21 protein-coding genes are annotated in these 23,936 nt (G+C 73.1%); 4 read left to right on the top strand and 17 right to left on the bottom strand.

Annotation, left to right across the window (positions count from 1 at the left end):
- Positions 1–3 precede the first annotated feature (3 nt).
- The 5 genes from IE267_RS16165 to IE267_RS16145 form a co-directional block, all read right to left on the bottom strand.
- The gene (locus tag IE267_RS16165) at positions 4–1,329 is read right to left on the bottom strand and encodes a hypothetical protein (RefSeq protein WP_189763683.1); all 1,326 of its coding nucleotides are present in this window, start codon (positions 1,327–1,329) and stop codon (positions 4–6) included.
- A 138-nt stretch (positions 1,330–1,467) separates the two neighbouring features.
- On the bottom strand, positions 1,468–1,995 hold the full coding sequence (locus IE267_RS16160; protein WP_229861216.1) for a hypothetical protein: 528 nt from the start codon (positions 1,993–1,995) through the stop codon (positions 1,468–1,470).
- Between the two features lie 47 nt (positions 1,996–2,042).
- Positions 2,043–2,405, bottom strand: coding sequence for a DUF4333 domain-containing protein (locus IE267_RS16155; protein WP_229861214.1), 363 nt, complete (start codon positions 2,403–2,405; stop codon positions 2,043–2,045).
- 341 nt (positions 2,406–2,746) lie between these two features.
- Complete coding sequence (locus IE267_RS16150) at positions 2,747–4,465, bottom strand: bifunctional 3'-5' exonuclease/DNA polymerase (RefSeq protein ID WP_189763682.1); 1,719 nt, start codon at positions 4,463–4,465, stop codon at positions 2,747–2,749.
- A gap of 139 nt (positions 4,466–4,604) precedes the next feature.
- Positions 4,605–6,143 (bottom strand): helix-turn-helix transcriptional regulator, encoded by a 1,539-nt coding sequence (locus IE267_RS16145; RefSeq protein ID WP_229861213.1) that lies wholly within the window; start codon positions 6,141–6,143, stop codon positions 4,605–4,607.
- A gap of 151 nt (positions 6,144–6,294) precedes the next feature.
- Here IE267_RS16145 and IE267_RS16140 point away from each other — a divergent pair, with 151 nt between their 5' ends.
- Positions 6,295–7,203, top strand: a complete 909-nt coding sequence (locus tag IE267_RS16140; protein WP_167159000.1) for an NADP-dependent oxidoreductase — start codon at positions 6,295–6,297, stop codon at positions 7,201–7,203.
- Here the strand turns inward: IE267_RS16140 and IE267_RS16135 are convergent.
- A complete protein-coding gene (locus tag IE267_RS16135) occupies positions 7,193–8,104 on the bottom strand; it encodes an AraC family transcriptional regulator (protein ID WP_189763681.1) in 912 nt (303 codons plus the stop codon). The genes IE267_RS16140 and IE267_RS16135 overlap by 11 nt on opposite strands.
- 181 nt (positions 8,105–8,285) lie before the next feature.
- On the opposite strand from IE267_RS16135, the gene IE267_RS16130 reads away from it, so the two are divergent.
- On the top strand, positions 8,286–9,182 hold the full coding sequence (locus IE267_RS16130) for an MBL fold metallo-hydrolase (RefSeq protein WP_189763680.1): 897 nt from the start codon (positions 8,286–8,288) through the stop codon (positions 9,180–9,182).
- Here IE267_RS16130 and IE267_RS16125 read toward each other — a convergent pair.
- Positions 9,170–9,850 carry a GDSL-type esterase/lipase family protein gene (locus IE267_RS16125; RefSeq protein WP_167159007.1) on the bottom strand — a complete coding sequence of 227 codons (681 nt, stop codon included), beginning with the start codon at positions 9,848–9,850 and terminating at the stop codon, positions 9,170–9,172. The genes IE267_RS16130 and IE267_RS16125 overlap by 13 nt on opposite strands.
- Before the next feature lie 210 nt (positions 9,851–10,060).
- Between IE267_RS16125 and IE267_RS16120 the strand changes: the two genes are divergently transcribed.
- Positions 10,061–11,035 carry a WD40 repeat domain-containing protein gene (locus tag IE267_RS16120; protein ID WP_189763679.1) on the top strand — a complete coding sequence of 325 codons (975 nt, stop codon included), beginning with the start codon at positions 10,061–10,063 and terminating at the stop codon, positions 11,033–11,035.
- Between the two features lie 60 nt (positions 11,036–11,095).
- On the opposite strand, the gene IE267_RS16115 is transcribed toward IE267_RS16120, so the two are convergent.
- From IE267_RS16115 to IE267_RS16070, 10 genes are all read right to left on the bottom strand, one after another.
- Positions 11,096–11,755: a DUF4360 domain-containing protein gene (locus IE267_RS16115; protein WP_167159011.1), complete on the bottom strand. Its 660-nt coding sequence runs from the start codon at positions 11,753–11,755 to the stop codon at positions 11,096–11,098.
- A gap of 308 nt (positions 11,756–12,063) precedes the next feature.
- The gene (locus IE267_RS16110; RefSeq protein ID WP_229861211.1) at positions 12,064–12,690 is read right to left on the bottom strand and encodes a class F sortase; all 627 of its coding nucleotides are present in this window, start codon (positions 12,688–12,690) and stop codon (positions 12,064–12,066) included.
- Positions 12,691–12,694: 4 nt separating this feature from the next.
- A complete protein-coding gene (locus tag IE267_RS16105) occupies positions 12,695–13,396 on the bottom strand; it encodes a hypothetical protein (protein ID WP_167159013.1) in 702 nt (233 codons plus the stop codon).
- 311 nt (positions 13,397–13,707) lie between these two features.
- Positions 13,708–14,826, bottom strand: a complete 1,119-nt coding sequence (gene serC, locus IE267_RS16100) for a phosphoserine transaminase (RefSeq protein ID WP_167159015.1) — start codon at positions 14,824–14,826, stop codon at positions 13,708–13,710.
- A 628-nt stretch (positions 14,827–15,454) separates the two neighbouring features.
- Positions 15,455–16,708: a cytochrome P450 family protein gene (locus IE267_RS16095; protein ID WP_189763678.1), complete on the bottom strand. Its 1,254-nt coding sequence runs from the start codon at positions 16,706–16,708 to the stop codon at positions 15,455–15,457.
- Complete coding sequence (locus IE267_RS16090) at positions 16,705–17,934, bottom strand: cytochrome P450 (protein WP_189763677.1); 1,230 nt, start codon at positions 17,932–17,934, stop codon at positions 16,705–16,707. The genes IE267_RS16095 and IE267_RS16090 overlap by 4 nt, the downstream gene beginning before the upstream one ends.
- The gene (locus IE267_RS16085) at positions 17,931–18,530 is read right to left on the bottom strand and encodes a GTP-binding protein (protein ID WP_167159020.1); all 600 of its coding nucleotides are present in this window, start codon (positions 18,528–18,530) and stop codon (positions 17,931–17,933) included. Before IE267_RS16085 ends, IE267_RS16090 begins: the two co-directional genes overlap by 4 nt.
- A complete protein-coding gene (locus IE267_RS16080; protein ID WP_100573912.1) occupies positions 18,511–18,858 on the bottom strand; it encodes a DUF742 domain-containing protein in 348 nt (115 codons plus the stop codon). Before IE267_RS16080 ends, IE267_RS16085 begins: the two co-directional genes overlap by 20 nt.
- Entirely contained in the window at positions 18,855–19,256 is a 402-nt protein-coding gene (locus IE267_RS16075; RefSeq protein WP_100573913.1) for a roadblock/LC7 domain-containing protein, read from the bottom strand. The genes IE267_RS16080 and IE267_RS16075 overlap by 4 nt, the downstream gene beginning before the upstream one ends.
- The gene (locus tag IE267_RS16070) at positions 19,253–20,815 is read right to left on the bottom strand and encodes a sensor histidine kinase (RefSeq protein WP_189763676.1); all 1,563 of its coding nucleotides are present in this window, start codon (positions 20,813–20,815) and stop codon (positions 19,253–19,255) included. Before IE267_RS16070 ends, IE267_RS16075 begins: the two co-directional genes overlap by 4 nt.
- A gap of 239 nt (positions 20,816–21,054) precedes the next feature.
- Here IE267_RS16070 and IE267_RS16065 point away from each other — a divergent pair, with 239 nt between their 5' ends.
- Positions 21,055–23,928 carry an FAD-binding and (Fe-S)-binding domain-containing protein gene (locus IE267_RS16065; protein WP_189763675.1) on the top strand — a complete coding sequence of 958 codons (2,874 nt, stop codon included), beginning with the start codon at positions 21,055–21,057 and terminating at the stop codon, positions 23,926–23,928.
- Positions 23,929–23,936 lie beyond the last annotated feature (8 nt).

The raw sequence follows: 23,936 nt of genomic DNA, 5'->3' as shown, positions 1-23,936 counted from the left end.
GGCTCAGAAGACACGGGTGAACGCGTGCCCCAACGAACCCGCCCCATCACCCACGGCGTCGGCCAAGCTGCCCACGGTGTCGACGACCTTGCCCGGGTCGACGCTGAAGTCGACGCCCACTTCCCCGCCGAGGGCGGGAGAGAGCCCGACTTTGCCGCTGAACTTCCACACGCCTTCCTCGTTCTTGCCGAAGTCCAGCTTCGCCTCGGCGCCGCGGCCGGCCCAGCCTCCCGCGGTGGCACCTGCCGAGATCCCTCCGAGGTCCGCGCCGACCTCGGTGCTGCCCTTGACGCCCGCGAAGGCTTCGGCGCCCAGGTGCAAACCCTCTTTGTCGACGCCCGCGTTGGCGTTGGCCTCGGCGCCGGCCATGACGTCGGCCTGCCCGGTGACGCCGGCGGGCCCGTAACTCACGCCCCCCTCGGCCGAGCTCTCACCGCCCACGAAGGCGTTCAGTTCGCCGTCGACGCCGGTCTCGGAGAAGCTCGCCCCGGCAGAGCCCTTGGCGCCCGCGTAGGCGTCGGCCTTTCCGTCGAGCTTCCAGTGGCCTCGGGTGAGCGAGCCTTCGGCGGCGGCGCTGCCCAGATCGGCGTGGGCCTCCACCTCGCCGAGTTCGCCGGCGCCGAGGTCCGGCCCCTTCGCGCTCGCGCCGGCACCGGGCCCGGACGCCTCCGTCTTGCCCTCGGACTTCCATCCGTCGGGTTTGGTCCGGGCGGCCTCGCGCTTGGCCTCGTCCTCGTACGTCTTGGTGTCTCCGTGGGCCCGGCCGTTGAAGCCCGTGAGCGTTCCGTCACTGATGTCGGAGTCGATCACCACCCGGGTGAGGGCGTTCTCCACGTCGGCGTCGGCGTCGTTCACAGCTTTGACGATCCGGTCGATCTCCGCCTGCCAGGAAGCGACCGCCTTGCGCACCGACTCCTGATAGTCGGGGTCGTGGTGCAGGGCGCCGCGTTCTCCCTCGGTCAGATGCGTGGTGTCGTACGAGACCGAGCCGCCCTCCGAGACGGCCATGCCCGCCTTGACCGCGTCCGCGCGGGCCGACTCCAGCTTCTTGCGGAGATCGGTGAAGTCCGTGTGCGCCTCGCGCAGCAGGGAGGCCATCGCCTTGGCCTCGACCTGCGCGGCCTGGAACTGCTTGAGCGTGGCGTCGAAGCGCCCGTTCGCGGCTTCCGCACTCAGCCCCGACCAGCCCGGGCTCAGGGTGATGCCGTGCACGTCCCGCTGGTAGGCGGTCTCTTGTTGGTGGAATTCGCCCGCCATTCCGTCCCAGTGCTCCGCGGCCGTCGTGAGCGCGGACAGGTCGGTGGTCAGGATCTCGTGGTAGGTCGGCATGGTTTCCCCGTTGTCTTCGCCAAGCCGTCTGGGTGTCTGGGTGTTGGGTGTTGGTAGATGGAGGGTTGGAGGGTTGGGGGTGCGCGTTGAGTCCGCGCCCGAGTCCGAGCCCCGCTCCCGGGGCGTGACGTCGACCGGTCAGTATCCGGAGAAGACCGACACCGCGTCCGAGTGCGCCGCGGCGTGGTAGTCCGTGGTCTGCAGCGTGTTGGTGGTGCTGCGCAGCGCCGCCTTGTCGGCGCCGAGCATGTTCATCAGGTTCGTGACCTGCGTCCCCCAGGCCGCATGCGCCTTCTTCAGCGCACCGGACGTGTGCCACCCTCCGTGGAGGGCCGAGACCGCGGTATTGGTCTCCGTGTCCGCGTAATCCCCGGCCTTGCGGGTGTCGGGTTCGATGTGCTGCTCGATGGCGTTGGCCGCCGCCTGCTTCTGGGCCGGGGTGGAGACCAGCTTCTGGCCACCCGGCGGGCTCGGTGGAGCCTGGGAGCCCCCGACGTCGCCGGGTATCTGGTTCAGACGCATGGCCACCGGTTCGGCTGCCGTGCCGCTTCCCGGTTCCGTTCCTGCCATCAGCCGTGCCTCCGCGTTCGTCGGCCGTTCGGCGCCGGCCAGGCCGACGCCCCCGTTGCGGTGATCCGCCGGTACGCGCTCGTACCGTGCCGTCATGCCGTGGCGCCGTTGTCCCCCAGGGGTCAACTGCGTTGTAGGGGCGCCTAGTTCGGGGCGGGCGAACTCTTGTCGTCGGCCTTGATGTCGAAGTTGACGTTGTTCCCGCTGACCGAGGTGACGTCGACCGTCACGCCAAGGGTCCTGCCGTCGCTTCCCGTGAGCGTGCAGCGCATGGTGGTGCCGACCTTGCCGACGAGATCCCCCGGGCAGGTGACGTGTGGTTTCGGCTGACCCGTGGTGGCGGCGAGCTTTTCCGCGACGGTGTCGGCGACCTTGTCGGCGGACAGCTTCGGCGCGGACGTTCCGACCTCGACGTGGGCCGAGCAACCCAGGAGCAGCGCGCCGGCGGCGACGGCGGCGACGGCGGTGAGGACCGACGCGGCTGTGGGCATCCGGGCGTTGAGCATCGTGCACTCCTGGTCGGCAGGCGGCGGGGCGATGGGACGTCGAGAGCATACGGGCGGGGCTGCGGGGGCCTGGAGGGGGCTCTGTGCAGATGCTGCTGAAACCGGCGGCCACGGGCAGGTCGTCGGCTCGCCGGGTGCGACACGTCGCCGAGCTGTCCGCCTGCCTCGGCGAGTGGGGGCCGCCCGCCCTCGCTCCGGACGAGCCGTCCTCACCCGGACCGCCCGCGCCGCCCGGCCTCGCTCCGGACGAGCCGTCCTCACCCGGACCGCCCGCGCCGCCCGCCCTCGCTCCGTACGGTCCGTCCTGTGCCCGGATGGGGCCAACTGGCCTGTGGGTGGCGCTACTTCGCGTCCGAGTAGCGCTCCACCTCCGCCGTGGTGAAGGGGAAGCGGACCGGGGTGGTGCCGAAGGCGATCCGGCCGGCCAGTTCGCCGGCCTCGCGGATCGCCTTCGTCACGGTGTCGGCCTCCTCGGCCGGACAGTGCACGATCACCTCGTCGTGCTGGAAGAAGACCAGCTCGGCCCGGAGGCCGGCCGTGGCGATCGCCTGCCGCAGGGCGGCGAGCAGCAGCAGCGCCCAGTCGGCGGCGCTGCCCTGCACCACGAAGTTACGGGTGAACCGGCCGCGCGCCCGGGCGTCGCTGGAGGCGTAGCCGGGCGTGTACTCGGCTCCGGATGTGGCGAGTTGGGTCTCCTGTTCCTGGGGGATGCCCGCCTCGTCGGCCTCGCCCGCGCCCGCTGCGGGCGGGCTGGTCCGGCCGAGCCAGGTGCGTACGAGGCGGCCCTCCTCGCCGGCCTTGGCCGCCTCGTCCACGTACGCCACGGCGAGCGGGAAGCGTCTGCGCAGGGCGGCCAGGTTCTTCAGGCCGTCGCCCGAGGTCTGGCCGTAGATCGCGCCGAGCAGGGCCAGTTTGGCGTGTTCGCGGTCGCCGGAGAACGCCCGGTCGGACAGCGAGGTGTACAGGTCGCCGTCGTGTCCCGCCACCTCCATCAGGCCGGGGTCGCGGGAGATGGCGGCCAGCACCCTCGGCTCCATCTGGTCGGCGTCGGCCACCACCAGGCGCCAGCCCTCGTCGGCGACGACCGCCTGCCGGATCACCTTGGGGATCTGGAGGGCGCCGCCGCCGTTGGTCGTCCAGCGGCCGCTGACCGTGCCGCCCGGGGTGTACTCGGGGCGGAAGCGGCCCTCGCGCACCCAGTCCTGCAGCCAGCTCCAGCCGTGCGCGGTCCAGATCCGGTACAGCTTCTTGTACTCGATCAGGGGCTCCACGGCCGGGTGGTCGAGCTCGGCGAGCTCCCAGCGCCGCGTCGACTTGAGGCGGATGCCGGCCTCGCCGAACGCCTTCACCACATCGGCGGGCAGATCCGGTCTGACCCGTCGGCCGAACGCCGCCGACACCTGGTCGGCGAGCTCGGCGAGGCGGCGCGGCTCGCCGCCGCCCCCGGTGCGGGGCGAGCCGCTCGCATAGCGCTCGCCGAGCAGGCCCTGGAGCAGGGCGCGGTGGACGTCGGCACGCCACGGCAGGCCCGCCCGGTTCATCTCGGCGGCGACCAGCATCCCCGCCGACTCGGACGCGGTGAGCAGCCGCATCCGGCCGGGGTGCTCGGTGCGGTCGTGCCGGCGCTGCTGGTCCGCGTACACCTCCAGCAGCGCCTCGAAGGGCAGGCCCGCGCTGTGCTGGGGCTCGAAGAGCGAGGACTGCGAGCCCGGTTCGGCCGCCCTCGGGGGCGGGTCGGCCGGGACGGGTCTGTGGTGCAGGCGGGCCCAGGCGGCCGCCGCTGAGCGGGGCTCGCCGGAGCGGCCCTCGTGGCCGAGCAGGAGCAGCTCGGCGTCCTCGATGTCGTAGCACCTCTCGACCCGGACGCCGGCGGTGAGCAGCCGGGGGTAGATCCCGGCGGTGGAGCGCCACACCCAGCGGCCGACCTCGGGGCGGCTCCGGACCGCCGCGACCAGGTCCGCCTCCTGGCGCACGGCGCCCACGGGCAGCCCGTCGTCCCCGAGGGGGGTGAGCCGTGCCCCGCCGCCCTCGGTCGCTTCGACGGCCCACCGTTCGTTCACGCGATCGAGTCTGGCACCCGGCACTGACATCGGCCCCGCAGCCGCTCCGGCACGGTTGCCCCGCGCCCGGTATCGGCAGCGGTCCCACTGCGGCTCCGGCACGGTCGTCCGCGCCCGGCACCGGCGATCCCGAGGCGGCTCACGCCACCGCGTGCAGCATCGCCGCGGCCTCCCCGCGCGAGCTCACGCCCAGCTTGGCCAGGATGTTCGCGACGTGGAACTTCACCGTCGACTCGCTGATGTGCAGCTCCTGGGCGATCGTCCGGTTGCGGTGGCCCCGGGCGAGGTGGCCGAGCACCTCCGCCTCGCGCGGGTGCAGCTCGGACAGCGGGTCGAGGCGCGGCCCCGGGGCGGTGCCGAGCGGCAGGGTGGCGGTGACGGTGGTGCCCCAGCCGGGCAGCGCGTCCACGGCGAGGGTGCCGCCGAGCGCGGCCAGGCGCTGGGCCACGCGATGGGTGTCGAGGGCCGCGCGCGGCAGGTCGCCGGGCCCGTCGTCCCGTACGGCGGCGACGAGTTGGCAGTCGGCGAGCCGCCAGCGGACGTGGATGCGGCGCACCCCTTCCTGCCCGGCCATGGCGAGGACGACGGCGCGCACGGCGGCGCGGGCGAGGTGGGCGACGTCCGCCGCGAGGGAGGTCTCGGCGGTCTCCGCCTCCGGGGCCGCGAATTCGAGGCGTACCTCGCTGTGGCGCAGCAACGGCTTGAGGGATTCGGCGAGTTGGGCGAACGCCTCGGCGGCCGGTTCCTCGGTGAGTTCCTGGTTGCGGTCGGCCTCGGCGCGCACCGCGACCAGGGCGGACACCGCGACGTCGACGGCGCGCGAGCGGGCCTCCCGGTCGTCCAGGCCCTTGCTGCGCAGTACGCCGAGCAGCGCGGTGAGCGCGGTCTCGTGGGCCTCGCCGAGCTCGGCGATCACCCGGGCCCGTTCGGCGGCGGTGGAGCGCGACTGGGCGAGGGCGCCCGGCACCGCCTCGGAGGTGAGGCGGGCCCGGTGTCCGGTCGCCAGGTCCCACAGCTGCTGGGCGACCGCCGCGTCCGCGTCCGTCAGCAGGCCGCCGGACGGCTTGCGTACGAGGACGAGCAGCGGCGGCTGCCCGGCCATCGGGGCGGCCTCGCTGGCGAGCGCCACCACGGCCCGCTCCTCGCCGCCGAGCACGGCGGTGCCCTGCCAGGGGTGGCCCGGTGTGACGCGGGGGCCGAGGGCCTGGAGGTCGGCGACGGCGATCCGCGGGGCCGTCCCCGCGTCACCGTGCGGCAGGTGCACCTTGAACGGGGAGTGTGCGCACTGGCCCGACAGTTCGGCGACGACCGTGTGCGCGACCAGCGGGGCGAGGGCCGCCGAAAGGGTCGGCAGGATCTCGTTCAGCGGCCCGCGCACCAGCTCCGCGGCGCGTGCGAGCGCGAAGGCGGCGGACCTCGCTCCCGTGGAGTCGGCGGGCCTCGCCTCCGCGGAGGCGGCCGCGCCCGCGAAGGACGCCGCCTCCGTAGCCGACCCCGCGTCCGCAGCCAACGCATCCGCCGCGCACGCCGCATCCGCCGTGGACGGGGAGCCCACCGCACGCAGGGCGTCCGTCATGGACACGGCGTCCGTCGTGAACGCGGCGTCCGCCCTGGACGGCGTACCAGCGGCGGCCGGAGTGGCGTCCGGGGATGTACTGCGGCTCGTGCGGGGCTCCATCGTCCCAGCGTACGGTCGCCCCGGCCGGGTGCGCCCCGCCTTGTGGACAGGTCGAACCGGCCGTAAGGCGGGCCGGGTTGGGCCGGGAGGCGGCGGAGGCTGGATCCACCACGCCGGACACGACGTGGTGAGCGATGCGAGGAGTGCTGTGATGGAAGCGATCGTCTACGAGCGGTTCGGCGGCGTCGAGGTGCTGGCCCTCGGCCAGGTGGACAAGCCCCGGCCGGGCCCCGGCCAGGTCCGGGTGAAGGTGGTCGCGGCGGGCGTCAACCCGGTCGACTACCGCATCCGCAACGGCTGGATGCGGCACAATTTCCCGGTGACCTTCCCGGCGGTACCGGGCCTGGAGCTCGCGGGCGTCGTGGACGAACTGGGGCCGGGCGTCACCGGGTTCGCGGTCGGCGACGAGGTGTTCGGGCACGCGGACACCGGCGCCTACGCCGAGTACGCGCTGGCCACCCATGTCGTGGCCAAGCCGGCCGGGCTGACCTGGGAGCAGGCCGTCGCGCTTCCCGTCGCGGGCGAGACTTCCGAGCGGGTCCTGGAGCAGCTCGAACTGGCAGCGGGGGAAACCCTGTTGGTGCACGGTGCGGCGGGCGTCGTCGGCTCGGTCGGCGTGCAGCTCGCGGTGGCCCGGGGGGCCACGGTGATCGGTACCGCATCGCCGGACAACCACGCCTTCCTGCGCGAGCTCGGCGCGACCCCGCTGGCGTACGGTCCCGGGCTGGTCGAGCGGGTGCGCGAGGTGGCCCCGCAGGGCATCGACGCGGTGTACGACGCGGCCGGAAAGGGCGCGCTGCCCGACTCCATCGAGCTGCGCGGCGGCACCGCCGCGCGCATCGTCACCATCGCCGACACGGCCGCGGCCGAGCACGGCGTCCCGTTCAGCGGCCAGGCCATGGCGGACCCCGTGCCGGTCTTCGAGGCGCACGCCCGGCTTGCCGTCGAGGGCAGGCTGCGCATCCGGCACGCCGAGACGTTCCCGCTCGCGCAGGCCCCCAAGGCCCTGGAGCTGAGCGAGGGCGGCCACACCCGGGGCAAGCTCGTCATCATGCCGTGAGCCCGGCCCGGTAGCGTCCCGGCGTCGTGCCGTACTGCCTGCTGAAGGCGTGCGACAGGGCGTACGGGGTGCTGTAGCCGACCCGTGGGGCGATCACGTCGAGGGCGTCCGGGGTGGTGCGCAGGAGGGCCGCGGCCCGGGTGAGGCGCCACCAGGTGAGGTACGCCATCGGGGCGCGGCCGACCAGCGCGGTGAAGCGGCGTGCCAACGTGGCCCGGGACACGCCGACCCGGTCGGCCAGGCGCTCGTTGCTCCAGCTCGCCGCGGGGTCCTCGTGCAGGGCGTGCAGGGCCGCGGCCACCACCGGGTCGTGCAGGGCGGCCGGCCAGCGCGAGGTGGTGCTGTCCGCCATCCAGGCCCGTACGAGATAGACGAGCAGCAGATCGAGCAGGCTCGGCAGGGCGACCGCAGATCCGGGGTGCGCGGAGCCGACCTCGCGGCCCAACAGGTCGATGGCGGCGCGCAGTTCGGCGTGGTGGCCGACCCGGTTGGGGATGTGTACGAGGTCCGGGAGGTCGGCCATGAGCGGGTGGGTGTGGCGGCGGTCGAGCCGGTACTTGCCGCACAGGAGCTCCGTATCGCCTTCGCCGGAGGGGGAGTCGGGTGCTGTGGGACGGGACCACTGGGCGAAGTCGACGGCCCGGGCGCGGGCGGCCGGGCCGGCCGGGCGGTCGGCGATGACGTGTCCGCTGCCGTGCGGGAGCAGGACCGCGTCACCCGTGTTGAGGGCGGCCGCCGTGCCGTCCCGCGTGCGCATCCAGCAGCTTCCCTCCAGGACCACGTGGAAGCCCGCGCCCTCGTACGGATCGAGCCGGGCGCACCAACTCCCGCCCACGCGCAGCCTGGTGGAGGAGGGCCGCCCCACACGTACCGCCGAGATCGCATCGCTCACCAGGTCCATGCCGCAAGGCTAGCCACCGTCGGCCGTGATCCATCGGCCCGGTGAGACGTTCGCGTATTCGAGTGAGCCGGACAGGCATTGAGCGGCTCACTCCGCCCCGCCTAGAGTCGAGCCGACGGACACGAGCCGACGGACGGCACGGCCGGGCGGGCCGACGGATAAGGACGAAGGGCGGCGGGGCATGGGCGACAGCATCACCCTGGGCGAGGTCGAGATCATCAGGGTCGTGGAGTGGCAGGGCGCCTTCGGGCCCGCCCGCCGGATCGTGCCCGAGGCCGGGATCGAGATGTGGGAGGCCGACGAGGAGCTGCTCGCGCCGGACTTCTGGGAGCGCGACAGCGACCAGTGGATCGGGGCGCTGCAGACCTGGGTGCTGCGCAGCGGCGGGCGGACCGTCCTGGTGGACACCAACGTCGGCAACGGCCGCGAGCGGCCCAGCATGCCGATGTTCCACCACCGGAACACCGATTTCCTGGGGCAGTTGACAGCCGTCGGGGTGCGGCCCGAGGACGTCGACATCGTCGTCAACACCCATCTGCACGCCGACCACGTCGGCTGGAACACGGTGGGGCAGGGGCCCGGCACGTGGGTGCCCGCGTTCCCGAACGCCACCTACCTGATGCCGGCCGCCGACCACGCCCACTTCGACCCGGCGAACGGGCGGGACCTGCGGCTCGACGACGTGGCCCTGTTCGAGGACAGCGTCGCGCCGGTCGTGGCGGCCGGGCAGGCCGTGCTGTGGGAGGGCGAGCACCGCATCGACGAGAACCTCGTCCTGGAGTCGGCGCCCGGCCACACCCCCGGCTCATCCGTGCTGAGGCTGCGGTCCGGCGGCGAGCGGGCCGTGTTCGTCGGCGATCTGCTGCACAGCCCGGTACAGATCGCGCACCCGGCCCACAACAGCTGCTTCTGCGAGGACGAGACCGGGGCCGCAGCCACCCGCCTCCGCGTTCTGGCGCGGGCCGCGGACGAGCACGAACTGGTCGTCCCGGCCCACTTCGGCGGCCCCGGCGCCTTCGAAGTCCGGCGCGGAGCGGGCGGGTTCGCGGTCCGGAACTGGGCCTCCTACGACGCGTAGCGCCCGGCCAGCTCCCAGGCGCCGTGCAGGGCCTCGGCGAACGCGCCCGCCAGCTTGTGCTCGCCGCCGGGGCCCGGATGCGTACCGTCGTAGGTGTCCCGGTGGATGTCGTAGGTGTCCGGGACCGTGGCGAGCAGCAGCGGCGAGGCGGCCGAGTCGAGGTCGGCGACCGTCTTGGCGAGCAGCACGTTGAAGTGCTCGACCTCGGCGGCGAACGGCGCGTCCTGCTCGGCCCGGATGTTCGGGATGACGGGCAGGGCCACGATCCGGATGCGCGGGTTGGCCTCCCGGGCACCGTCGACGAAGGCGCGCACGTTGGCGGCGGTCTGGGCGGCGTCCGTGTAGAAGCCGAGGTCTATCAGGCCGAGCGAGACGAGGAGCACGTCCGCCCGGCTCTCGGCGACCGCGGGGCCGATCGCCGGCGCCATGTGCAGCCAGCCCTCGCCCCAGCCCGCGAGGTGACGGCGGGCGGCCGGCGGGAAGTCGGGGGCGGCGTAGTCGTGCGAGACGGCCGCCCCGGCCGCCGGGTCGTACAGCGCGCTGCGCGGGCCGACGATCTCGTAGGGGCCGTCGAAGGACGCTTCGAGGTGGCGCCACATGCGGTAGCGCCAGGTGAAGTCGCCGGGGCATCCGATGGTCATGGAGTCGCCGACGAAGAGAAAACGCATGGGGATCATCATTACCGATCGGTACGCCGGCGGCGACGTGACGGTGGACACCCCGAGCACGGTGAACACCCCGGCGCGATGAACATGCTCGGCACGGTGGGCACGTCGGGCGGTGGACGCCTCGGCACGGTGAACACACGTCGGGCGGTGGACGCCTCGGCACGGTGGACGCCTCGACGGGGCGCGGAGGCGGCCGTGGACACTGGGGGCATGCGTTCGCTGTGGAGGGTGTGCGGGGTGGCCGGGTTCGTTCTCGTGTGTGCGGCGGGACCGGCCGCGGCCGACGACGGCGGGTTCACCATCAAGGACCCCCGGATCAAGGAGTCCAGCGGCCTCGCCGCGAGCCGCGCCCATCCCGGCGTCTACTGGACGCACAACGACAGCGGCGACGGCCCCTACGTCTACGCCGTCGACGCGCGGACCGGGCAGACCGTCGCCCGCATCACGCTGGAGGGCGTCGGCCGCCCGCGCGATGTGGAGGCGATCTCGATCGGGCCCGACGGCGACCTGTACGTCGGCGACATCGGTGACAACCTCGACGGCTCCTGGAGCCACGTCTGGATCTACCGCTTCCACGAGCCCGCCCGGTTGGGTGACCAGACGGTCAGGGCAACGCAGTACACCGTCCAGTACGCCGACGGGCCGCGCAACGCCGAGGCACTGATGGTCCACCCGAAGACCGGCCGCCTCTACATCGCCTCCAAGCGCGAGAGCGGCGGCGGCCTCTACGAGGGACCGGCGAAACTGTCCGCCACCGGCACGAACGTCTTCCGCCGGGTCGGCGAGGTGCCCTGGGTGACCGACGGCGCGTTCTCTCCGGACGGTACGAAGCTGGCGCTGCGGGGCTACTTCGCGCTGGCCGAGTACGCCTGGAAGGGCGGCGCGGGCGACCCCCTCGGCGACTGGCACGCGGTGCCGGGCACGCCGGTGCAGCAGCAGTCCGAATCGGTGACGTACAGCCCGGACGGCAGCGCCCTGATGGTCGGTTCGGAGGGCGCCGGCAGCGCGGTGGTGCGCGTCCCCCTCAAGGGCGACGGCGCCAAGTCGCCCTCCGCGGGCGGCAGTTCCACCCGTTCGGGTGGCGGTGCGGGCGAGGGGAACTTCTTGCTCGGCGCGATGGTTCTGGCGGGCGCCACCGTGCTCGGCCTGGGCGCGAAGCGGATGCTGCGCAGGCGGACCGGCTGAGGGGCCCGAGGGGCCGCGCGGGGCCCGCACCGGGCGGGTGCGGGCCCCGACGGCCGAGGCTCAGCGCTGCTGCGGGCACTCCTTCCAGGCGAGGTGGTAGATGGTCTGGATGTCGCCGTCGGTGGAGTCCATGGCGATGAAGCTGTTGGTCTTCGGGTCGGCGGTGCCGAGGCTCGCGCGCAGTTCGGTGTTGATGTTGAAGTTGCGCTGCACGCCGCAGGGGGCCCACACCAGCTGGCCCCAGTCGGTGGAGTCGGTGGCCTGCCAGTCGTCGTCGTAGGGGCCGTTGAACGGGTGGGTTCTGCTCGCCGTGTCGGGCGAGCCCTGGAAGTAGTACGAGGCCTTCTGGGTGGCGCTCGCGCCCTTCTCCAGGTGGGCGTAGCCGCGGTAGTCGGCGCTCGCGACGGCGTAGGTGAAGCCGGAGGGGACGTGCACGATCAGGTTGAGCTGGCAGTTCTTGCGGAAGTCGGTCGGCTTGGAGCCGGCGCCCACCTGTGCCAGGTACTGGCTGTAGGTGACGGTGAAGGCGGTGTTGTCGGGGGAGACGGCGACCGCGGCGGTGTTGACCGGGCAGCCGGAGCCGTTGACGGTCGCGACCTCGATCACGATCTTGTCGGGCGGCGCGATGATGGAGGAGGGCGCGGCCGGAGCCGCCTGGGTGAAGAGCGTGGAGGCGAGGAACGCCGCCGTCGCGCCGCCTGCGAGAAGTGCACCGGGCATCTTGATGCTCCGATCGGTTGTCGGTGGCCTTGCGTGGATGTGGGGAGTCCAGCCGAGTGCCCATGCCGTCGGCGTGCCGTCGAAGCGCTCCGGGCGCCTTCGACGAGACATAGTTGAGACATGGACATGTCAAACCTTCGGACCGGTCCGGCCGTGGTGCGGTACGCGCCGGATCGCTTTGGATGGTAGGGACCAACTCCCTTACCGGATAGGGCAGTTATCGGACGGGCGGGCCTTCGGGGCGCGGGTCGCCACCCGCGCCCCGAAGGCGCGCCCGTCCGTCAGGCCCTGTTCGTCTTGCCCGTCCGTCAGGCCTTGCCCGTCAGATGGGCGAAGACGACGACGTTGGAGTCCCAGTGGCGGTCCTTGGTCAGCGATCCACCGCAGGTGATCAGACGCAGCTCGGGCCGTTCGGTGGCGCCGTAGACCTTCTGCGTGGGGAACGCGTCCTTCTTGAACGTGTCCACCGAGTCGACGGCGAACACGGCGTCGGCGCCGTCCTTGCGGTGCACCTCGATCCGTTCGCCCTTCTTGAGCCGGGCCAGGTCGTGGAAGACCGCCTTCGGTGTCTCGGCCGTGTCCATGTGGCCCACGATCGTGGCCGGTCCGGGCTCGCCCGGGGTGGGCCCCTCCTTGTACCAGTCGGCCTCCTTGGGCCGGTCGAACGGCGGTGTCTGCATCGTGCCGTCCGCCGCCAGGCCGACCTCGCCCAGCGGGGCGTCCACGTGGATGTCCGGGATGGCGATGCGGTCCGGGACGGAGGCGGCGAGCGCCGAGGCGGGGGTGACGTCCGTCGCCGGGGGCGGACTCGTGGCGCCGTCCGCGCGGGCGGAACAGCCACTCGCGGTCAGGGCCGCCACGAGTGCGGCGGCCCCCGCCAGGGCGGCGGTGCGGCCACCCCGGCGGGAACGGTGGCGGCAGGTGCGGGGGGTCACGCGCTCAGTCCTGCTTCCGGCCGCGACGGTTGAGCAGCCCCGCGCCGCCGAGTGCGGTCGCGCCCATGCCGGTGATGCCGAGGGCGAGCGCGGAGTTGGTCGCGGCGTGGTCCTCGGGCACGGGCGCCATGCCGGTGTTCACGCCGCCCTTGGGGGCGGTGTGGTGGTGCGGGGGAGTCGTGCCGTGGTGCGGGCCGGGCGGGGGCGTCTTGTCGTGGTCGCCCTTGCCGTGGTGGTCGTCCTTGTGGTCGTCCTTCGGCTCGCCCACGGTGAACTTGACCGTGTCGAAGAGCTTGCCGTCCACGAAGGCCTGGACGCCGAAGTAGTCGCGCGGGTAGTTGGCGACGGTCGCCGTGCCGTGCCACACCCCGGTCGCCTTCGCGTCGGGGGTGAGGTTCACCCGGCCGCCGAAGGCCTTGGACACGACGTGGGCCGTGCCCTTGTGGCCGCTCTGCCGGATGGTGACGGTGATCTTGTCGCCGGGGCGGCCGGTGTCCGAGGACAGCGTCACGCTCGGGGCGGAGGGCGTCGGCGTCGCGGAACCCGAGGGCGAGGCCGAGGAGCTCGGTGCGACCGAGGAGCTCGGGGAGGACGCGGAGTCGGTCGGGGACGCCGAGGCGGACCCGGCGGCGAACGCGGTGGCCGGAGCGGCGAGGGCGAGTGCCGCGGCGACGGCGACGGCGGAAGCGGTGAATGCCTTGCGCATAATCAATTCTCCCTGTATGTCCGGCTGTTCGCCGGATGCACCGATAAGGAGGAAACTGTGCGCGTTTTGGTTTCGCCGGTACGGGGGCGGCCGGACGGCCCCTGCCGAAGGTCCCGGCCCGGAAAACGGCCGGGCCCCTGCGCCGATGACCCGCCGCATACGTCCGCTTTACTTACATTTTTGGGACGTAGGTCCCGGCGCGAATCCCGGCATCCGGGCGCCCGGACACGCACGAGGGCCCGGCACCGAGACGGTGCCGGGCCCTCGTCCGCGTTCGTGTCACAAGGCGCGCCGCGCCCGTCGCGGAACGCTCAGAGCTGCTCGATGACGTAGTCGACGCAGGCCGTCAGGGCCTCGACGTCGGCCGGGTCGATCGCCGGGAACATGGCGATGCGCAGCTGGTTGCGGCCGAGCTTGCGGTACGGCTCGGTGTCGACGATGCCGTTGGCGCGCAGCACCTTGGCGATCGCGGCGGCATCGACGTCGTCCGCGAAGTCGATCGTGCCGATGACCTGCGAGCGCTTCGCCGGGTCCGTGACGAAGGGGGAGGCGTGCTTGGACTCCTCGGCCCAGCCGTACAGGGCGCCCGAGGACGCGGCCGTACGGGCCGTCGACCAGGCGAGCCCACCCTGGCCGTTGATCCACTTCAGCTGCTCGTTGAGCAGGAACAGGGTGGACAGGGCGGGGGTGTTGTACGTCTGGTTCTTCAGCGAGTTGTCGATCGCGGTCGGCAGCGAGAAGAACTCGGGCACGTGACGGCCGCTCGCGTGGATGCGCTGGGCGCGCTCCAGGGCGGCGGGCGAGAACGCGGCGAGCCACAGGCCGCCGTCGGATGCGAACGACTTCTGCGGGGCGAAGTAGTAGACGTCCGTCTCGGTGATGTCGACGGGCAGGCCGCCGGCGCCGGAGGTCGCGTCCACCAGGACGAGGGCGCCCTCGTCGGCGCCGGCCACGCGCTTGATCGGGGCGGCGACACCGGTCGAGGTCTCGTTGTGCGTGAACGCGTACACGTCCACGCCCGCCTCGGCCTTCGGGTCCGGGTGGGTGCCCGGGTCACTGCTGATCACGGTCGGCTCGGCGAGCCACGGGGCGGCCTTGGCGGCCTTGGCGAACTTGGACGAGAACTCGCCGAAGTTCAGGTGCTGGGACTTGTTCTCGATCAGGCCGTGCGTCGCGACGTCCCAGAACGCGGTGGAGCCGCCGTTGCCCAGGATCACCTCGTACCCCTCGGGGAGGGAGAAGAGGTCGGCGATGCCCTGGCGCACCTCGCCGACCAGGTTCTTGACCGGGGCCTGGCGGTGGGAGGTGCCGAGGAGGGAGGTGCCGGTGGCGGCCAGGGCGTTCAGCGCCTCCGTACGCACCTTGGAGGGGCCCGCGCCGAAACGGCCGTCGGCGGGCTTCATGTCAGCGGGAATCTGGATCTCAGCCACGTGCCGGAGCGTATCCGGTTCCGGCCCGGCCGGTCCCCCGGGTCCGCCCGATGAGACGCCCCCCACACGGACGCCCCTCCCCCCGGGGGGTTTGCCCGCCCGCCCACCCGTGGCTCGGGGTTGGTTGGTTCCGGCTCCCTGGGGCTGCGCCCCAGACCCCCTGAGGGGCTGCGCCCCTCGGACCCCCGCAGTGGGCTCCGCCCCCTGCACCCCCGTCGCGCCTGAACGGCGCTCGTCCTCAAACGCCGGACGGGCTGTAGGTGCCCCCGCACCGGTATTGATAGGGGCGCGGGGAACTGCGCGACCGGCCACCCACGGTGCGAGGCCGACAGGGGGTTTTGGGGGCGCGGGGAACTGCGCGAGAAGCGGGCACGGTGCAAGGCCGACGACGGGTTTTGGGGGCGCGGGGAACTGCGCGAGAAGCGACCGTGGTCCGCAGCCATGAACGGGGTTGGGGGCGCGGGGAACTGCGCGAGCGGTTCCCCGCGGGCCGGGGCCGAGCAGAGGGGGCTGGGGGCGGAGCCCCCGGGGCATCCCGTGTGGGCCGGGGCATCCCGTGTGGGCCGGGGCACCCCGTGTAGGCCGGGGCGCCCCGTGTCGGCCGGGCCGGGGGCGGGGCCCCGGGAGTTCAGGTGAGACGGACCGGGAGGTCGAAGAGGTCGTTCTGGGTCACGATCGGCTTGTTGCGGAGGGCGGCCGCCGGGACCCCCAGCGTCAGGGAGGGGAAGCGGGCGTACAGGGCCGGCAGCGCCACCCCCGCCTCCAGGCGGGACAGCGCCGCCCCGGGGCAGACGTGCGGCCCGTGCCCGAAGGAGATGTGCCGGTTCGGCGCCCGGGTCACGTCGAAGTCCCCCGCAGTGGGCCCGTGCTGCGCCTCGTCCCGCCCGATCGCCCCGAAGGAGACGATCAGGGCCTCCCCCGCAGGAAGCACCCGGTCCCCGACCACGACGTCCTCCGTCGCGAACCGGAACAGCACGTGCGAGGTCGGCGTCGACCACCGCAGGGTCTCCTCGATGACGTTCTCCCACGGCACCGCCCCCTCCAGCACCAGCTTGCGCTGCTCGGGATGCGTCTCCAGGGCGACCACCGCGTTCACGATGAGGCTGATCGTCGTCTCGTGGCCCGCCGCGATCATCAGCTGGAGGGTGTTGGTGATCTCCTCCGTGCTGAGGTGGTCGCCGTCCTCGGAGGCGGCGAGCAGCGCGCTCGTCAGGTCGTCGCCCGGCGCCCGCCGCTTGGACTCGACGATGCCCGCGAACAGCTCCCCGAGGTCCGCCATCATCTGCGGCACCTCCTCCGGCGGAGTCTGCGTGGAGAAGAACTTCTCGAAGAGGGACTTCAGACGCGGATGGTCGGCCGCGTCCACACCCATCAGCTCGCTGACCACGTTCATGGGCAGCGGGTAGGCGAACTCCGCCTTCAGGTCGACCACTTCACCCTCGGGAAGGGCCGCGAGCCGGTCCAGCATCGACGTCGTCAGCGTCTCGATGCCGGCCCGCAGCCGCTCGACCCGGCGCACGGTCAGCGCCTGCGCGACGAGCGCGCGCAGTCGGCGGTGCTCCTCACCGTCCACCGTGAGCATCGAGCGGCCCGGGTTGGCGAGCCCGATCAGCGGCCAGTCCGGCGGGATCTCGCCGCGCTGCCAGGCACCCCACACGTCGATGTCCTTGACCAGACGCGGGTCGGTCAGGAGCTTGCGGGCCTCCGCGTGGTGCGTCACCGAGTAGCAGGCCACCCCGCCCGGCAGCACGACCCGTACCAGCGGACCCGCCGCCCGCAGCGCCGCACTCTCGGCGTCCAGGTCGCCGACGAACGGGTCGAGGGTGATGGCACCGCTGTGGTCCACGGGGCACTGCGACGGACTGTTCGGCCGGCTGCTCATCTGGCTGCTCCAAGGGCAGGAGTGGGTGTGAACGTCACGGGAAGTTCGGTGAGACCCCGCAGCCACGGGGACGGGCGACGGGTCAACTCCGCGGCGGGGGACGCGAGATCGACGTCGGGCAGCCGGTCGAGCAGCACCTCGATCCCGGTCCGCGCGATGACCTCGGCGACCTCCTGCGCGGGGAAGGGGCAGCGGTGCTCGCCGTGACCGAACGAGAAGAAGGCGCTGTTGCCGCCCGTCAACGCGCCCGCGTCGGTGCGTACTTGAGGATCGCCGTTGGCCGCGGCGAGGCCGAGGAGCAGCAGATCGCCGGCCCGGATGTGCCGGCCGCCCAGGTGGGTGTCGCGGGCGGCCCAGCGGCCCGCCACGTTCTGCGTGGGCGTGTCCTCCCACAGCACCTCGTTCATCGCCTCGCCCACGCTGTGCCGGCCGCCCGCGAGCGAGGCCGCGAACCGGTCGTCGGTGAGCATCAGGCGCAGCGAGTTGCCGATCCAGTCCGCGGTCGGCTGGTGGCCGGCGGCCATCATCACCATCAGGTCCTGGCCGACCTCCTCGACGGAGAAGCCGTACGGGTTGGCGAGCATCCGGGACGCCACGTCCTCGCCCGGCTCGACCTGCTTGGCGGTCAGCAGCGCGTACATCGACTCGGCGAGGTGGCGCTGGCCCTCCAGGGCGCCCTCCCGGCCGTTGATCATGTCGTTCATCGCGGTGACCAGGCCCGGGCCCTGCTCGTCGGTGAATCCGTAGAGCCGGGCCAGGACGCGTACCGGCAGGAGCATCGCGTACTGGCCGACGATGTCGCAGCCGCCCGTGCCGCACAGCGCGTCGATCAGCTCGTCCGCGAACCGCTCGGCGTGGGCGCGCAGTTCGAAGGGGTCGACCGCCTCCAGGGCGTCGGAGACCATCGCCGCCCGCTCGCGGTGGCGCTCCCCGACCGTGTACAGGATCGACGGCTGCTTGCGGCCGATCATGGGCAGCAGCGGCCAGTCGGCCGGGATGCGGTCCCACTGGTTCCACAGGTCGGAGTCGCGCGAGAACAGTGCCGGGTCGCTGGTGACCTGGTGCAGCTCGCGGTAGCCGAGCACCAGCCAGGCGGGCACGTCGCCGTCCAGGACCACGGGCGCCACGGCGCCGTGGTCGCGCCGCAGGTCGCGGTACAGCTCGTTCGGCTCGGTCTGGAACCGGGGGCCGCTCAGCGGGACGGGGGTGGGAATGGGGCACGTCACGGTATGAGCTCCGGAGCCTTCTGCAGGCGGGCGAGGTGTTCCACGAGGGCGATCAGGACGGTCTTGCTGGACGCACGGGCGCGCGCGTCGCAGCGCAGCAGCGGCACCTCGGCCGGCAGGTCGAGCGCCTCGCGCACCTGGTCCTCGGTGTGCGCGGGCCCGCCGAAGTCGTTGCACGCCACGACGAACGGCGTGCCGTGGTGCTCCAGGCGGTCGATGGCGTACCAGGAGTCCGCCAGGCGCCGCGTGTCGACGAGGACGACCGCGCCGAGCGTGCCCGCGAACAGGCGGTCCCACAGGAACCAGAACCGCTCCTGGCCGGGCGCGCCGAACAGGTACAGGACGTTGTGCGCGTCCAGGGTGATGCGGCCGAAGTCGAAGGCGACGGTGGTGGCCGTCTTCGTACGGACGCCGTCGAGGTCGTCCACGGCCTCGCCCGCCTTGGTCATGGTCTCCTCGGTGTTCAGCGGACGTATCTCGCTGACCGAGCGCACCATGGTCGTCTTTCCGACGCCGAAACCACCGACGACCACGATTTTCAGGCCGTTGTCGGCGGTCCCCGCGAGGGCGGGCCGTTCAGAGATTTCGGAGGCCAACGAGCACCTGCTCCAGGATGTCGGGGTCGGGAAGGCGATGGGCGGAGCGCGGGTGACGGGCGCTGATGCGGCCCGTGTCGTGCAGATCGGCGAGCAGGATGCGGACCACCGTGACGGGCAGCCCGAGCTCGGCGGCGATCTCCACGACCGCGGTCGGGAAGCGGCACATGCGCAGGATCGCCGCGTGCTCGGACTGCATGCCCGGCGCCGGTTCCGACTCGGTGACCACCAGGGTGACCAGGTCGAAGGCGTCCGAGCCGGAGCGGCTGCGCCCGCCGGTGAGGGTGTAGAGCCGGTCCGGCGAGTCGTCCCGGCCCGGCCTGCTCATGCCCGCGGCTCGGCGCTCAGGTACTCGCCGAGCTGCTCCACGAGCTCGGACATGTTGTGCCCGACGAGTCCGGCGTCCGCGTCCTCGGCGGCGACCACCGCGAGGTGCGCGCCCTCGCCGGCCTCGACGATGAACAGGATGCCGCCGTAGAACTCGGCCATCGCGGAGCGCACCCCGCCGCTGCCGTCGCCGAACTCCATGGACGCCCCGTGCGACAGGCTCTGGATGCCCGCGGCGATCGCGGCCAGCTGGTCGGCCTGGTCGACGGAGAGCTCCGGCGTGCGGCACAGCTTGAGGCCGTCTCGGGACAGGACGAGCGCGTGGCGGGCCCCCGGGGTGCGCTGGAGCAGGTTCTCCAGGAGCCAGTTGAGCTTCTCGTCGGTGGTGGTGCCGGTCATTCGGAGTTGCCTTCCGGGGTGGGAGAGTTCGCGCGTACGGCTTGGCGGAAGCTGCTGAAGCGAGCGGCCGCGTCGGAGGCCGCGGTCGTGGCGCGGGCCGGTGCCGCCGGGGCGTCGGGCCCCTCGGGGTGGGCTGCGGCGAGCGCACGGCCGCGCTTGCGTTTGGGCAGACCGCTCTCGCCGAACTGCGGGAATTCCCCGCTGGTTTCACTGCTGGTGCTGGTGCTGGTGCTGGTGCTGGTGCCGGTGCCGGTGCTGGTCCCGCTCGTGCGGACGGTGGGGGCGGGGCGGGCGGTGCCGGTGCCGGACGCGGGCTCGGCGGCCGGTTCGTGAGTGGCCTCCGGCTCGCCGTCCGGAGCGGGTGCCTGTGCCGATGCCGATGCCGATGCCGACGCCGATGCCGGGATCGCTGCCGGGGGCGCTGCCGCGGCCGGGGTCCTGGACTCCGCCGTGGCGGACTCCGGAGGCAACAGGTCCTGCGGTACGTCGAGGGCGGGCGCGAGCGGGGCCGCCGCGGGAGTGGCGGCGACGTGGGTGACCAGCTCGTGCGGGAGCAGCATCAGGGCGCCGGTGCCGCCGCGCGCGGAGGGCCGGAACGACACGGTGAGGCCGTGCTTGCGGGCCAGCCGGCCGACGACCGCGAGACCGAGCCGTGTGCCGGAGAGCCCGGCGAGGTCCGAAAGGCGCCCGGAGACGGCCTGTTCGGCCCGGCGCAGCTGGACGTCGCTCATGACGAGACCGCTGTCCTCGACGGTGATGATCACCCCGGCCGGTACCTCCTCCACGTACACGTGGACCTCGGCGGTCGGCGGCGAGAAGTTGGCCGCGTTGTCGAGGAGTTCGGCGAGCGCGTGCATGACGCCCTCGGCGGCGTGCCCGGCGACGGCCGCGTCGCTGGTGGAGTGCAGGCGCACGCGCTGGTAGCCGCCGATGCGGCCCATGGCGCCGCGCAGGATGGACTCCATGACGATGGGCCGGGCCCAGCGCCGGCCCGAACGGGCCCCGGTCAGTACGGCGATGGAGTCCGCGAGGCGGCCCGCCTGCGCCGTGCGGTGGTCGAGGTGCAGCAGGTCGCCGAGCACGTCCTCGTCGGCGTGCCGGTGCTCCATGTCGCGCAGGTCGGCGAGCATGCCGGTGGCGAGCGCCTGCATGCGGCCGGCCGCGTTCGCGGTCGCCGCCAGCGCTGCGGCACGCGAGGACTCGGCGCGGCGCAGCTCGGCGGCGTGGGCGGCGATCAGGGCCTTGCGTTCGGCGGCCTGCGCCGCATCCAGGCGCACCGCGTCGGCGCTGCGCCGGGCGGCGTTGGCCTCCTGCGCGCTGATCTGGGTGTTCAGCGCGGCTAGGCGTTCACGCAGGACGCGGTTGCGCAGCACGCTGTGCGTCACGGCGTACGCGCCGGCGCTCAGCAGGGCCGCCGCGATGCCGAGGCTCCAGCCGAGTACGGCACGGGAGCCCGGCTCGGCCGAGACCACCGCCACCGTGCAGAACGCGCCGGTGACCACCGCGGTGATCAACAGGGCCAGCGCGGAGGGGCGAAGGGGGGAGGGCGACGCCGTCATCGATCAATGCCTTAGAGCGCTTATGGCGGGCGAAAGGGAAGGGGCCGTTCCTGTCTCACAGGGAACGAGGGGCAACTATAGGAGAGTTGGTGATCGATTTGGATAGTTCTTGGTGAACATTCCCGCACATTGGGACCGTTGGCCAGTCGCATTCAGGTCAACATGGCTGTTTCAGGACACGCTGGGAGTGGCGTGGTGAAGCGCCCGCACCCCCAAGGGGCGGGGGCATCCTGGGCCCCATGGCAGATGCTGCGAATGATCGGGTCGGGGAGCTTGCGCGGGAGCTGGAGCGGGAGTTGTCGCGCGTGGTACGGGGTCGCGTGGACCTCGGCGTCACCGCCCGCGCCCTGACGACGATGGACGCCTCGAACTACCGCCGGGTGCCGCTGGGTGTGGTTGCCCCGCGCGACGCCGACGACGTGGCGGCGGTCCTGGCGGTCTGCCGGACGTACCGGGTGCCGGTGGTGCCGCGCGGCGGCGGCACCTCGATCGCGGGCCAGGCCACCGGCGCCGGGATCGTGCTCGACTTCACCCGCCACATGCGGTCGCTCGTCTCGGTGGACGCGGCGGCCCGAACGGCCGTGGTGCAGCCCGGAGTTGTTCTGGACGTACTGCGGGACGCGGTCGCGCCGCACGGCCTCACCTTCGGGCCCGACCCCTCCACGCACAGCCGCTGCACGCTCGGCGGGATGATCGGCAACAACGCGTGCGGGGCGCATTCGGTGGCGTGGGGGACGACGGCGGACAACGTCCGCGATCTGACGGTCGTCGGGGCGGGGGGTGAGCGCCACTTCCTCGCGCGGGGCCGGCAGAACTCGACGACGCCCGTCGGGCTGGACGATTTCGTCATCCGTCATCTGTCAGCCCTGCGCACCGGCTACCCCCAGGACCTCCCGCGCCGGATCTCCGGCTATGCGATGGACGCCCTGCTCCCCGAGCGCGGGGCCGATGCGGCCCGGGCGTTCTGCGGCAGCGAGGGCACGCTGGGCGTGGTCACCGAGGCGACCGTACGCCTGGTCGAGTCCCCGCCCGCCCGCGCCCTGGCCGTGCTCGGCTACGCCGACGAGAGCGCGGCCGCCGAAGCCGCCCCCGCCCTGCTTCCGCACCACCCGCTGACCGTGGAGGGCATGGCCGCGGATCTCGTACGGGTACGGGGCGGGGCGGGCCTGCCGCGCGGCGGGGCGTGGCTGTTCGTCGAGACCGGCGGGACGACGCAGGCCGAAGCCCGCTCGCGCGCGGGGGAGTTGGTCCGGGCGGGCGGGGCGCTGGACTCCCTCGTGGTGAGCGACCCGGCCGGGCTGCGCGCGCTGTGGCGGATCCGGGAGGACGCGGCGGGCACCGCGACCCGGATGCCCGACGGCACCGAGGCCTGGCCGGGCTGGGAGGACTGCGCGGTCCCGCCCGCCCGACTGGGTTCGTATCTGGGGGAGTTCCGGTCGCTCCTGAGCTCCCACGGACTGCACGGCACCCCGTACGGACACTTCGGCGACGGCTGTATCCACGTCCGCATCGACTTCGATCTGCTCACCCCCGCCGGGGTGGGGCGCTTCCGTGCGTTCTCCGAGGACCTGGCCGACCTCGTGGTCGCGCACGGCGGCTCGCTGAGCGGCGAACACGGCGACGGACAGGCCCGCGCGGAGCTGCTGCCGAAGATGTACGGGCCCGAACTGGTGGGCGTGTTCGTCGAGTTCAAGGATCTCTGGGACCCGGACGGAATCCTGAACCCCGGCATCCTGGCCCGCCCGGCCCGCCTCGACGAGAATCTGCGCTTCGAGGTGCTGCCCAAGCGCCCGGTGGACGTGGAGTTCGGTTACCCGGACGACGGCGGCGACTTCTCGGCAGCGGTACGCAGATGCGTGGGGGTGGCCAAGTGCCGCTCCACGCACGGAAGTTCGCAGGACGTCATGTGTCCCTCCTTCCGGGCGACGGGGGAGGAGGAGCACTCGACGCGCGGGCGGGCGCGGCTGCTGCACGAGATGCTGGCGGGCGAGGTGGTCACGGACGGATGGCGCTCGCACGAGGTGCGGGACGCGCTCGACCTGTGCCTGTCCTGCAAGGGCTGCCGCAGCGACTGTCCGGTGGGCGTGGACATGGCCACGTACAAGGCGGAGTTCCTGCACCACCACTACGCGGGCCGCCGCCGTCCCGCCGCGCACTACGCCCTGGGCCGGCTCCCCGAGTGGCTGCGGCTTGCCGCGCCGCTGGCGCCGGCACTGAACGCGGCGGCCCGGGTCCGTCCGCTCGCGGCACTCGTGAAGCGGATCGCGGGCATCGCCCCGGAGCGGGCGATTCCGCCGCTGGCGCCGCGTACGTTCCTGCGTGGGCTGCGTGGGCTGCGTGGGCTGCGTGGGTCGCTTGGGCGGCGTTCGGCTTCGGGCGGGGCGGCAGTGCTCCTGTGGCCGGACACGTTCACCAATCATCTGTCCCCGCAGGTGGGGCGGGCGGCGCTGCGCGTGCTGGCGGACGCGGGGATCGGGGCGGAGATCCCCGCGGGCCGGGTCTGCTGTGGCCTCACCTATGTGTCCACCGGACAGCTGGACCGCGCGAAGGTGGTGCTGGGCCACACCCTGGACGCGATGGAGGCGTACCTGGGGGAGGCGGGGCGGCCGGTGGTCGTCGTGCTCGAACCGAGCTGTGCGGCCGCTCTGCGTACGGATCTGCCGGAGCTGCTCCCCGACGACCCCCGGGCGGCCCGGCTCGCCGCGTCGGTACGCACCTTCGCGGAGGCGCTGGAGGAGTGCGCGCCGGGCTGGAGTCCGCCGCGCCTGGACCGGCCCGTGGCCGGGCAGACCCACTGCCATCAGCACGCGGTCCTGGGCGACGCGGCCGAGCGGCGGCTGCGCGAGAAGGCGGGTCTGACGGGTGGGCTGAGCGGCGGGTGCTGCGGGCTCGCGGGGAATTTCGGGTTCGAGCGGGGCCACTGGGAGGTCTCGCTGGCCTGTGCGGAGGACCAACTGCTCCCCGCGGTACGCGCGGCCGCCCCCGGCACGGAGATCCTGGCCGACGGCTACTCCTGCCGTACGCAGCTGGCCCAGCTGGCGGGGCGTCGGGCGAGGCATCTGGCGGAGGTGCTGGCGGAAGGGCTCGGCGCGGACCCGGGCGAGGATGGGTGAGGGGTATC

Origin of the sequence: Streptomyces xanthochromogenes (assembly GCF_014650455.1) — a bacterium.
Lineage (GTDB): Bacteria > Actinomycetota > Actinomycetes > Streptomycetales > Streptomycetaceae > Streptomyces > Streptomyces xanthochromogenes.
Note: the sequence above shows the minus strand (reverse complement) of the source record. Positions and strands in the feature narration are given on the sequence as shown.